At 66.8% G+C, this 11,242-nt stretch carries 10 protein-coding genes and 2 pseudogenes; 10 read left to right on the top strand and 2 right to left on the bottom strand.

Annotation, left to right across the window (positions count from 1 at the left end; genetic code table 11):
- The coding region (locus x551_RS24415) for an MFS transporter (RefSeq protein WP_253950377.1) at positions 1-822 on the bottom strand (822 nt) is incomplete at its 3' end.
- 107 nt (positions 823-929) lie between these two features.
- On the opposite strand from x551_RS24415, the gene x551_RS13670 reads away from it, so the two are divergent.
- Entirely contained in the window at positions 930-2,483 is a 1,554-nt protein-coding gene (locus x551_RS13670) for an AMP nucleosidase (RefSeq protein ID WP_036232956.1), read from the top strand.
- Positions 2,484-2,543: 60 nt separating this feature from the next.
- Here x551_RS13670 and x551_RS13665 read toward each other — a convergent pair whose 3' ends face one another.
- Positions 2,544-3,188, bottom strand: a complete 645-nt coding sequence (locus x551_RS13665; protein ID WP_036232959.1) for a hypothetical protein — start codon at positions 3,186-3,188, stop codon at positions 2,544-2,546.
- A gap of 428 nt (positions 3,189-3,616) precedes the next feature.
- Between x551_RS13665 and fusA the strand changes: the two are divergent.
- The 9 genes and pseudogenes from fusA to x551_RS13620 form a co-directional block, all read left to right on the top strand.
- Positions 3,617-5,679: pseudogene (gene fusA, locus x551_RS13660) on the top strand (elongation factor G).
- Between the two features lie 293 nt (positions 5,680-5,972).
- Positions 5,973-6,419, top strand: a complete 447-nt coding sequence (locus x551_RS13655; RefSeq protein WP_036232961.1) for a prepilin-type N-terminal cleavage/methylation domain-containing protein — start codon at positions 5,973-5,975, stop codon at positions 6,417-6,419.
- Positions 6,419-6,646 (top strand): prepilin-type N-terminal cleavage/methylation domain-containing protein, encoded by a 228-nt coding sequence (locus x551_RS26500; RefSeq protein WP_036232995.1) that lies wholly within the window; start codon positions 6,419-6,421, stop codon positions 6,644-6,646. The genes x551_RS13655 and x551_RS26500 overlap by 1 nt, the downstream gene beginning before the upstream one ends.
- Positions 6,643-7,014 carry a GspH/FimT family pseudopilin gene (locus x551_RS26495; RefSeq protein WP_036232964.1) on the top strand — a complete coding sequence of 124 codons (372 nt, stop codon included), beginning with the start codon at positions 6,643-6,645 and terminating at the stop codon, positions 7,012-7,014. Before x551_RS26500 ends, x551_RS26495 begins: the two co-directional genes overlap by 4 nt.
- On the top strand, positions 7,014-7,439 hold the full coding sequence (gene pilV / locus x551_RS13640; protein WP_036232967.1) for a type IV pilus modification protein PilV: 426 nt from the start codon (positions 7,014-7,016) through the stop codon (positions 7,437-7,439). The genes x551_RS26495 and pilV overlap by 1 nt, the downstream gene beginning before the upstream one ends.
- A gap of 35 nt (positions 7,440-7,474) precedes the next feature.
- Positions 7,475-8,056, top strand: coding sequence for a prepilin-type N-terminal cleavage/methylation domain-containing protein (locus x551_RS13635; protein WP_036232970.1), 582 nt, complete (start codon positions 7,475-7,477; stop codon positions 8,054-8,056).
- Positions 8,057-8,070: 14 nt separating this feature from the next.
- Positions 8,071-8,631 carry a PilW family protein gene (locus tag x551_RS25855; protein ID WP_036232973.1) on the top strand — a complete coding sequence of 187 codons (561 nt, stop codon included), beginning with the start codon at positions 8,071-8,073 and terminating at the stop codon, positions 8,629-8,631.
- Positions 8,628-9,260 (top strand): type II secretion system protein, encoded by a 633-nt coding sequence (locus tag x551_RS13625; protein WP_152543522.1) that lies wholly within the window; start codon positions 8,628-8,630, stop codon positions 9,258-9,260. The genes x551_RS25855 and x551_RS13625 overlap by 4 nt, the downstream gene beginning before the upstream one ends.
- 38 nt (positions 9,261-9,298) lie before the next feature.
- Positions 9,299-11,242 (top strand): annotated as a pseudogene (locus x551_RS13620) (pilus assembly protein); the annotation flags it as partial.

Here is an 11,242-nt window from a genome sequence, read left to right as displayed (position 1 = left end):
GCACTGCCGTGGCGCTGCGCCAGCCAGCCCCCCGCAACGCACCCGACCGCCCCCGCGGCGATGACGCCGAACGCACCCACCGAGATGGCTGCCCCCTGGAGCCGCGTGGCCAGCAGCGCCGGCAGCAACACCCACAAGGTGTAGAGCTCCCACATGTGGCCGAAGTAGCCGAACACGGGTGCACGCAGGCGGCGGTCGGTCAGCACGCGGCCGAAGGCACGCCACTGCAGGCGCGTGGCGCGGGGCAGATGGGTGCTCTCCGGCACCCACTGCCACACCATCCAGCCCCCCAGCACCCGCAAGCCCGGACACCACCAGCATCACCTGCTGCCAGGGCCAGTGCGCGCCCAGGGCCCGCAGCGCATGCGGCGTCGCGGTGCCCAGAACCAGCGCGCCGATCAACCAGCCCAGCGCACGGCCCAGCCCCTGCGGATACCAGCCGGCGGCGATCTTCATGCCGACCGGGTAGATGCCGGCCAGCGCGAAGCCGGTCAAGGCCCGCAGCAGCCACAGCGTCGGCAGGTCCAGCGCGCCTGCCGGCCAGAGCACGGGCGCGGCGTTGAACAGTGCACCGGAGATCGCGCACAGCAGGAACACGAGGCGCGGCGAATGGCGGTCGGCGACCGACCCCAGCGCGAACACCAGCGTGCCGGCGATGAAGCCCAGTTGCACCGCCGAAGTCAACGAGCCGACAGCGGTAGGCGGCAGACCGAGCGCGTGCTGAAGATCGGGCATCACCGCATTGACGGCGAACCACAGCGAAGTGCTCGCGAACTGGGCGGCGACGATGATCGGCAGAATGCGGCGAGGAGTGGTCGGCATGGCGCGACCTTATTACACAGCCGGACATACGTCGACCGCGCCGACAGGCGGCAGCAGGTGCGCCGGCCGCCACAGACACCGCCTCACGAAGGCCGCAGAATGCCGTCATGACGACGCCCTCTCCTCCAGACGACGGCCCCCGGCGCTACACCGACGCGCAGGCCGCCCTCGACGCCGCGCGCAGCCTGTACGACGCCAGTCTGGTGCGACTGCGCGACCACCTGCAGCGCTTCCTGGCCGGCGAGGACTTCCCTCAGCGCGTGCGCGCCTGCTACCCCCGCGTGGCCGTCCACATCGACACCGTGGCGCGGGCCGACACGCCGCTGGCCTACGGCTTCGTCGCCGGCCCGGGCCGCTACGAGACCACGCTGACGCGGCCCGATCTGTTCGGGGACTACTACCTCGAGCAGTTCCGCCTGCTGCTGCGCAACCACGGTGTCGCGCTGGAGATCGGCAGCAGCACGCAGCCGATCCCGGTGCACTTCTCGTTCGCCGAGCACGACCACGTGGAAGGCACGCTGACGCCCGAGCGGCGCACGCTGATGCGCGACCTGTTCGATCTGCCCGATCTCGGCGCCATGGACGACGGCATCGCCAACGGCACGCACGAACCGACGCCAGACGCATCCGGCGCGGCGACCCACCCACTGGCGCTGTTCACCGCAGCGCGCGTCGACTACTCGCTGCATCGGCTGCGCCACTACACCGGCACCACGCCAGAGCACTTCCAGAACTTCGTGCTGTTCACGAACTACCAGTTCTACATCGACGAGTTCATCAAGCTCGGTCACGAGCTGATGCACCTGCCGCGCGGCCAGGCCTCACTGTTCGAGGGCGGCAGCGGCGGTGGCCAGGACGACGGCTATGTGGCCTTCGTCGAGCCCGGCAACGTGGTGATGCGGCGCACCGGCTGCACGCTGGAGCCGGGCGACTTCCTCGGCGCGCCGCCGCCGCGGCTGCCGCAGATGCCTGCCTACCACCTGGTGCGCCACGATCGTGCCGGCATCACCATGGTGAACATCGGCGTCGGCCCCAGCAACGCCAAGACCATCACCGACCACATCGCCGTGCTGCGCCCGCATGCCTGGATCATGCTGGGCCATTGCGCCGGCCTGCGCACCACGCAGCAGCTCGGCGACTACGTGCTCGCGCACGGCTACGTGCGCGAGGACCATGTGCTCGACGAGGAGCTGCCGCTGTGGGTGCCGATCCCGCCGCTGGCGGAGATCCAGGTGGCGCTGGAAGCCGCGGTCGCCGATGTGACCCAGCTCGAGCGCAGCGAACTCAAGCGCGTAATGCGCACCGGCACCGTCGCCAGCACCGACAACCGCAACTGGGAGCTGCTGCCCTTCCACCACAGCCACAGCACGCCGGAACGCCGCTTCAGCCAGAGCCGCGCAATCGCGCTTGACATGGAGAGCGCCACCATCGCCGCCAACGGCTTTCGTTTCCGCGTGCCCTACGGCACGCTGCTGTGCGTGAGCGACAAGCCGCTGCACGGCGAGATCAAGCTGCCCGGCATGGCCAATCACTTCTACCGCGAGCGCGTGAACCAGCACCTGCGCATCGGGCTGCGGGCGATCGAACTGCTGCGGCGCAACGGCATCGACCAGCTGCACAGTCGCAAGCTGAGGAGCTTTGCGGAGGTGGCGTTCCAGTGAGAGCGGGGGCGGCGGGCCCTCGATGTTCGAGCTGCCCGGCGCCCCAGGAGAATCGACCGATCAGGTCGTCGTCACGTCGTAGGTCGTCGTGACGCCGTTGACGGTGAGAACGACACGGAAGGTGTTGGCACTCAGCCGCGTGACCGAGGCCTCGCCGTTGCTCGCATAGACATAGGCCGCGCCGGACGTCGCGCCGAAGTCGTCGAACAGGACGTTCCAGGTGCCGTTGCCGCAGTCGCACTGGTGGCTGCCGTTGGCCAGGCCGGCGCTGTAGCTCACGTCATTGCCCCACACATAGCCCCCCAGCGTGGTGATGCACGACACCGCGCTCGTTCCGGGCGTGCAGACGGCAGCGCCCGTCAAGGCCGTGTTCGGAGCATTCGCGCCGGTCACGGTCACGTTGCTGAAGTCGAGGTCGTATTCGGTCGCCGGGACCCCGGTCGGTGTGATGACCCCGCTGCCCGTGAAGACGTAGCCGGCGTTGGCACAGGCGTTGTAGGTGTAGTTGTAGCCCGAGCCGTTCGTTGCAAAGCTGATCGTGCCGCTGCCGCCCGGGCAGGCCGCAGGCGACGTGGACGAGTCGAGCACGCCGGGGGCCATTTCCACCAGTTGCTGGGCGGCCGCTGCCTCGTCGGCGAGCTGGTAGGTCTGCACCATCTCCTGCGCCAGCGAAATGGCGGTCGGCTGGTTCTGCTGCAGGGTCAAGGAGGGATCGCTGAGGCCCGCCGTGGGCCGCGGAGGCGCGTTCGTGCCGGAGCCGCCCCCTCCTCCACCGCCGCCACCGCAGGCGGTCAACAGGACAACCAGGCTGCAAGCCGCCAGCGAAAGAACACGAACTTCAGGGTTCATCTTGGAGAGCGCTTTGAGCATGGTGTGAGGTTCCGTCTCGATAAGGGTCAACGCGACATCTTAGAGGCTTCCAGTGTGCGCGAGACCTCATGTCCTCCCGCGTCTACGGGCCTCCGGCACACCCTGGTCCCGTTAAACGTGAAGTCTGTGGTACCCGCCCCTGCAACCTCGGGGACGAGCGGCTGGGTTGAACGCAAAGTTCCATGGCCCGCTTGTGGCTAGCCGATCGATCTTCTACGCTCTGACCATCCCACCCGATGCCGATCCGGCCGAAGGAGAGCGCCATGCCGCAAGCGATGAACGCGACGGACCCGAGCGCGATCCGCACAATGGCGCTGCTCGGCGTCAGCGCCGCGGGCAAGACCACGCTGATCGAAGCCCTGCTGCACCGGGCCGGGGCGATCGGCGCGCCCGGCAGCGTGGAGCGCGGCAGCACCGTCAGCGATCACGACCCGCTGGAACGCCAGTTCCAGCATTCGCTGAACACCTCGCTCGTGCATCTTCAGCATGGGGATACGCGCGTCCACCTCATCGACACCCCCGGCCATCCGGACTTTAGCGGCCCGGCGCTGGCGGCGCTGGAGGCGGTGGAGACTACGGCGATCGTGATCGACGCTACCAACGGCGTGGACGCCGGCACGCAGCGCCTGATGGAAACGGCCGCGAGCCGCGGCCTGTGCCGGCTCATCATCGTCAACAAGATCGATGCGCAGGACATCGATCTGGCGGCGCTGGTCGAGCAGTTGCGCAGCGTCTTCGGCAAGGAATGCCTGCCCTTGAACCTGCCAGCGCGCGGCGGCAGCGAGGTGGTCGACTGCTTCTTCCGCCCCGAGGCCGCCGCCGGCCACGAGGCCGACTTCTCCTCGGTCGCCGCGGCACACCGCGCGCTGGTCGAGCAGGTGGTGGAGATCGACGCCGTGCTGGTCGAGCGCTACCTGGAGCACGGCGACGTCGACCCGCGCGAACTGCACGCACCGCTCGAACAGGCGCTGCGCGAGGGGCACCTGATCCCGATCTGCTTCGTGTCGGCCCGCCACGGCACCGGCGTGGGCGAACTGCTCGACATCCTGACCGCGCTGATGCCGAACCCGGCCGAAGGCAACCCGCCGCGCTTTCTGCGCGGGGAGGGCGCGCAGGCGATGCCCATCACCGCGCAGCCCGATCCGGCACTGCACGTGCTGGCGCACGTGTTCAAGCTGACCGTCGACCCTTACGTCGGCAAGCTCGGCATCTTCCGCATCCACCAGGCACCGTCACCAGCGACAGCCAGCTCTACGTGGGTGATGGCCGCAAGCCTTTCAAGGTCGGGCACCTTTTACTGCTGCAGGGCAAGAACCTGATCGAGGTGGAACGGGCCGGGCCGGGGGAACTGTGCGCGGTGGCCAAGGTCGATGACATCCACTTCGACGCGGTGCTGCACGACGCCGCCGAGGACGACCACATCCACCTGGCGCCGCTCGACTTTCCGGTGCCGGTGCACGGCCTCTCCATCGAACCGCAGCGCCATGGCGACGAACAGCGGGTGTGGGACACACTGCAGAAGTTGGTGGCCGAGGACCCTTGCCTGCGCATCGAGCAGGTCGCGGCCACACACGAGACGGTGGTCTGGGGTCTCGGCGAGCTGCACCTGCGGGCGCTGCTGATGCGCCTGCGCGATCTGCACCGGCTCGAGGTGACGACCCGGCCACCGCGGATCGCCTACCGCGAGACCGTCACCGCGCCGGCTGCCGGCCAGCACCGGCACAAGAAGCAGACCGGCGGTGCCGGGCAGTTCGGCGAAGTGCACCTGCGCATCGAGCCGCTGCCGCGCGGGGCCGGCTTCGAGTTCATCGACGCCGTCAAGGGCGGAACGATCCCGTCGAACTTCATGCCGGCGGTCGAGAAGGGCGTGCGCCAGGCGATGGCCGAAGGCGTGATCGCCGGCTACCCGGTGCTCGACGTGCGCGTGGTGGTGCACGACGGCAAGCACCACAGCGTCGACAGCAAGGAGATCGCGTTCGTGACGGCGGCGCGCAAGGCCTTCGTCGCCGCGGCACGCGCGGCCCAGCCGATCGTGCTGGAACCGGTGGTCGACGTGGAGATCACGGCCCCCGAGGCGCACATGGGCGATCTGACCGGCGATTTGGCTTCACGACGCGGGCAGGTGATCGGCAGCAACGCAGCCCGGCCAGGGCAGATGGTGGTGCAGGCGCTGCTGCCCTTGTCGGAACTGGCGAACTACCAGTCGCGGCTGCATGCCCTGACCGGCGGGCAAGGGCGCTACACCCTCCGCTTCAGCCACTACCAGGCGGCGCCGGCGGGGGTGCAGCAGGCGCTCGCGGCGGCCCATGTTGGGCAAGACATGTGAGGCTGCTGCACTGCGCGGCCTAGCCGCAGGCCCCTCGCCTTCAAGACGTGCAGCCGTGCCGGCCGCGCGACGCCCTCCGACCGTTCGTCGACCGCAGGCGGCACTTCGTCCGGTTCCCGCCCGGCCTCCTGCCGATTGCGTGACATGCTTCATGGGCACGATCGGCAACGCCACCCATACTGCTTGCAAGCGGATCCGCGATCTGTCATGGGCAGCGGCTCTCCGATCAACAAATCCGAGTTGGCCTGCGCAATCCAGGCCTTCAGGCCAGCGAACCGGAACGGGACAGTCACATGCGACGATTCACTTTCAAGCGGCAGTCGGGCTTCACGCTCATCGAGGTGATGATCGTCGTCGCGATCATCGGCATCCTGGCGGCCATCGCGTACCCGAGCTATCGCGACTACATCATCCGTGGGCAACTGGTTGACGGGGTAAATGAACTTGCTGCGATGCGCGCCGACATGGAGCGCCACTTTCAGGACAACCGGACTTACCTCGACGTCGCCGGCCCCCCAGCTTTCCCAGCTCCTTGCGCAACGGCCAGAGTGGTTCGAAATTTCACCGTGGATTGCAGCGTCAGGACGGCCACGACCTATACGTTGCGCTCGGTTGGCAGTGGCCCGGTCGCTAATTTTGGATTCACAGTCGACCAAGCCGGCAACCAGGCCACGACAACCACGGTCACCGGCTGGGCAACTGGCGGCGCCTGCTGGCTCACGAGGAAAGGGCAGTGCTGATGCAGCCCCTGTGGTCGCGATGCCGCGGCAGCCTCTGTGGCTTCACGCTCGTAGAGTTGATGGTCACGATCACGCTGCTGGCCATCCTGCTGGCGCTCGCGGTTCCGTCATTCACGCTGTGGATCAACAACACCCGCGTCCGCAGCACCGCCCAGGTGCTGCAGGACGGACTGAGACAGGCTCAGGCCGAAGCCGTACGGCGCAACCGCACCGTGAGCTTTTCTTGACGAACGTCGTCAACCCGACCGCCGATTCCGCCGCGGACGCCAACGGCGGGAACTGGGGCATTCGCGTACTACCCCTCACGGGCACGACACGAGAGTTCGTCCGAGGCGGCGCGCTGGCCGGCGTGAACAACGGCGTCACGATCACCAGCGCGAACACGGCCGTGTGCTTCAACGCGGCAGGCCAGCAGGTCGCGAATGCCACCGAGGGCTGCACCATCGACGCGACCGACCCGGAGGCTGTCTACGACGTGGCGCACCCCGGTAGTGACCGGCCGCTGCGTGTGATCGCTTCGCTGGGCGGTCGCGTGCGCATGTGCGATCCGGCCAAGACTCTGTCCGCCGCCAACCCCGATGGGTGTCCTCCGTGATGAACCAAGCCTTGTCGCTCCCCTCTGTGTCGAAGAGCCGCCGGCAACGCGGCAGCACGCTGCTCGAAGTGCTGGTGTCGGTGCTGATCTTCTCGTTCGGCATCCTCGGTCTGGTGGCGATGCAGGTCCGCGCGACCCAGTATTCGGTCGACGCGGAGGACCGCAATCGTGCAGCCCTGCTTGCGGATGATCTCGCCGCGCAGATGCGTCTGGCTCGCACGGTCACCTTGCCGACGGCCCAGCTCACGGCGTGGCGGAACCGGCTGGCCGACCCAACCGCCCAGGGCTTGCTCAATGGAACCGCCGACATCAACGTCAACGGCAACACGGCGGTGATCACGATCACGTGGCAACAGCCCCGTTCGCCGCTGAACCCCAGTCGGTTGGTGTCCGAGGTCGTTCTGACGACCGAGGAGGTGACATGAGCCTTTCTCGTGCCCTTTCTTCGAGCCCGCGAACGATGCGCGGCTTCTCGCTGGTCGAACTGCTGGTTGCGGTCGCCATCGGCCTCGTCGTCACGCTCGCGGTGTTTGGCGTGCTGGCAGCCAGCGAGGGCCGCAAGCGCACCTCGGTCTCAATCAATGATGCCAACCAGTCCGGCGCCTATGCCGCCTACACGATCGACCGCATGATCCGCAGCGCAGGCTCCGGCTTCTCCGAGGGCTGGGGCCGTGTCGGCGGATGCCGACTGAACGCAACGTTGGGCGCGGCAGGAACGTGGCCACGAGCGGCCGCCCTCCCTGCGCCCTTCACCGCCATCCCGCTCACGCTTCGGCTGGCGCCGGTGGTGATTTTTCAGGGGGCCTCGACCGCTGGCTCCGATGTCTTGATGGTGATGAACGGGGCCGCCGGCTTCGCGGAATCCCCCGCGGCGGTGCGCCCGGGTTCGGTGAGCGCGCTCGAGTTCCGTGCACCCAATACGATCGGATTCTTCGCGAACGACCTGGTGATGCTGGCCGGTGGTGGCGAGTGCCAGTTGACGCAGGTGATGATGACAAGCCGGCATGCGTCGCCGATCCGACCGCCGTGTTCCCACCGTTGAACTGTGGTCAGCAAGTGCCTCTGGGCGGCAGTTTCCACAACGCCTCGTCGACGACGTTTGCCACCTTGTCCACGGCGGACGCCTATGCAATCCCGCTGGGCAATACGACCACCAATCGACCGCAGTTCCAGTTGCTTGGCGTCGGCGACAACACCACGCTGTTCAGCTACGACATGCTGCTGCTCAACGGCAACGACGCGCCGCTGCCGCTGGCCGAAGGCGTGATGACGCTACGCGCGGTCTATGGGGTCGACACCGATGACGATGGTGTGATCAACGACTGGTTCGCTCCCACCGCCGGAAGCATCTGGGATAGCGCGGCGCTGATGAACGGCTCGCCCGCCTCGGCGACCAACCTGCGGCGGATCGTTGCGGTGCGCATCGGCCTCGTGATGCGCTCTTCGCTCATCGAGCGGGAGGACGTGGCACCGGCCACGCTGGGCCTGTTCACCGACCTTACCAGCGGTGGCGCCCCGCTGACGCAGAACGTCGCGATCGCGACCGCCGATCGACGCATGCGCCACCGCGCCATCGAGGTGACCGTTCCTGTCCGCAACCTGCTGCTCCGGCCTTGATCATGAAGCTACGACGCTCGTCCACGTTCGCGACGCCCGCCATGTGCCGGCAGCGCGGCGCCGTTCTGATCATCAGCCTGATCGTGCTGGTGGTGATGCTGATCTCGGCGGCCGCGCTGATGCGCTCCTTCGACATCACGCTGACCACCGCCGGCAACCTTGCCTTCAAGCGCGATGTGGCCCAGCAAAGCGAACGTGCAGCAGAGGTCATCCTCACTCAGTTCCGCACCGGCGGCGCATTGGTCGGCATTGCCGCGCGTGGCGCCAATGCGCCGGCCTGGAACTACAGCGCCACGGTATTGCCCAGCAATGCGCAGGGCATTCCTCTCGTCCTCGTGGACGACGCTGCGTTTGCGGCAACCGGCTGGACTCATGGCGACATCACGGTCCCGGCGCAACAGATCCGCTTGCGCTTCGCGGTCGACCGGTTGTGCACCATCAACGGCAGCACAGAAGAGCCGGAGAACTGTGTCTACTCGGGCGAAGGGTTGCCGGAGGGCGGAAGCCTGTCCGAAGAAAAGCGCCCACCTCCACCGGGCATGGTGGTGTATCGCCTGACGATCCGCGCCACCGGGCCACGCGACACGCAATCATTCTTCCAGAGCACGTTTTCCTGCTGCGGCGTCTGAGCCGTCGGTACTTCAGGTATTCACGCGAGGTCTCCCCCATGAAGCCCTACCCAACCCCAGACCGCCATTCCACGCAGATGCGATGGAATTGCGGCGATCAGGCCGGCCTCGGGATGGCTGGGCTTGCAAGAGCTCTGGTCTTGAGTTCAGTCTGGATGACTTCGTCCTTGAGCGCGAATGCCGCCACGGCTCTGGCAGATGTCCCGGTGTTTGCAGGAACCACGGTCCCAGGCAACGTGGCCTTGGCACTTTCAGTGGAATGGCCAACTGCGGTTCGTTCTGCTCACACGACCGCGTACGTGACGACCGATACGTATCTCGGCTATTTCGACCCGAACAAGTGCTACAAGTACCAGTACTACGCGACCGAGACCGCCACGCAGCTGCGGCACTTCTATCCGGTCGGCGACAACACCGCGCACAACTGCACCGGCGCCGACGAATGGAGCGGCAATTACCTGAACTGGTCCTCGACACCGACGATCGACCCGTTTCGCTGGGCAATGACCGGCGGCTACCGGATCATCGACACAACCACAACGACGATCCTCCAAAAGTCGCGTGACACCAATCAGGGCCTGGCACCGGACAAAAGCCTCACGGTGGCGGCCACCGTGGCGCAGGCTTCGCCGCTGGCCTTCACCAACCTCCACACGCGCATTCAAGGCCAGGGCATCAACATGCTGTTCGCCTCGTCGTCGGCGGCGCTTGGCGGTGTCGTGGTCGACTACAACCCGGCTGTCCCACCCGTGGCAGGCGTCGTCTACCGCGCTGTGATGCGGGTGAAAGTCTGCGACTCCTCGGCGACAGCCGGCACACGCGAAGCCAATTGCGTGCAGTACGGCAGCAACTGGAAACCAGAAGGACTGGTTCAGAAATATTCCAACCGTATCCGCTTCAGCGCCTTCGGCTACCTGAACCATAGCGACTTCCTGCGCGACGGCGCGGTGCTGCGCGCTCAGCAGAAGTTCGTCGGCCCGACACAGCCGGTCCCGGGCCAGCCGGCCGTCACGAACGCAGCGGCTGAATGGGACGCGACGACCGGCATCTTTGCGATCAACCCCGATGCGGCCGACGCGACACAGACCAACGCGAGCTTCACGCCGAGCGTGTCGATCACGAACAGCGGGGTGATGAACTACCTGAACAAGTTCGGTCAGCTCAACACCAACAACTACAAGAGCTACGACCCCGTCAGCGAACTGTTCTACACCGCGCTGCGCTACTACAAGAACCAGGGCAACGTTCCGGAGTACACGGCGATGGGTACCGCCAATGCTGCCACGCGGACGGCCTACCTCGACGACTTTCCGGTCATCACCAACTGGAACGACCCCATCCTCTATTCGTGCCAGCGCAACTTCATTCTCGGCATCGGCGACATCTACACCCACCGCGACAAGGATCTCCCCGGCTCCACAGGTACAACGGAAGAGCCGAATCCCAAACCAGCGGCGGTCACGGGCGATACCACGGTGAATGCCGAGACCATGACCAACCGAGCGTTCGCGCTGCAAGGTCTGGGCGCACCGAACGTCAACAACTACAGCGGCCGCAACAACTCGGCCGGCATCGTCGGCCTGGCCTACTACGCCAACACCACCGACATCCGACCCACGGTGGCAGGCAATGCCGCCACCGAGGGCAAGCAGACGGTCCAGACCTACTGGGTCGACGTGCTCGAGCAACCTTTCGTCGCGAACAACCAGTTTTACCTCGCGGCAAAGTACGGTGGCTTCACCGTGCCGAACGACTACGACCCGGCCACCCGCACCGCGGCGCTGCCGCAGGAGTGGTGGTCCACGACCGGCCAGACCGTCGGTACTCAGGCACGGCCCGACAACTACTACACCGCCGGCCGTCCCGACACCATGGTCGCGGGCCTGACGGCAGCCTTCGAGAAGATCGTCGCAGACCTGGACGCCTACACCACCTCGTTCTCCACCGTAGACCCGGTCCTGACCCTCACCGGCAATGCGAGC

It is taken from the genome of Methylibium sp. T29, from assembly GCF_000576205.1.
Classification (GTDB): Bacteria; Pseudomonadota; Gammaproteobacteria; order Burkholderiales; family Burkholderiaceae_C; genus Methylibium; species Methylibium petroleiphilum.
The sequence above is the reverse complement of the archived record's forward strand: the minus strand, read 5'-3'. Positions and strand labels throughout refer to the sequence as shown.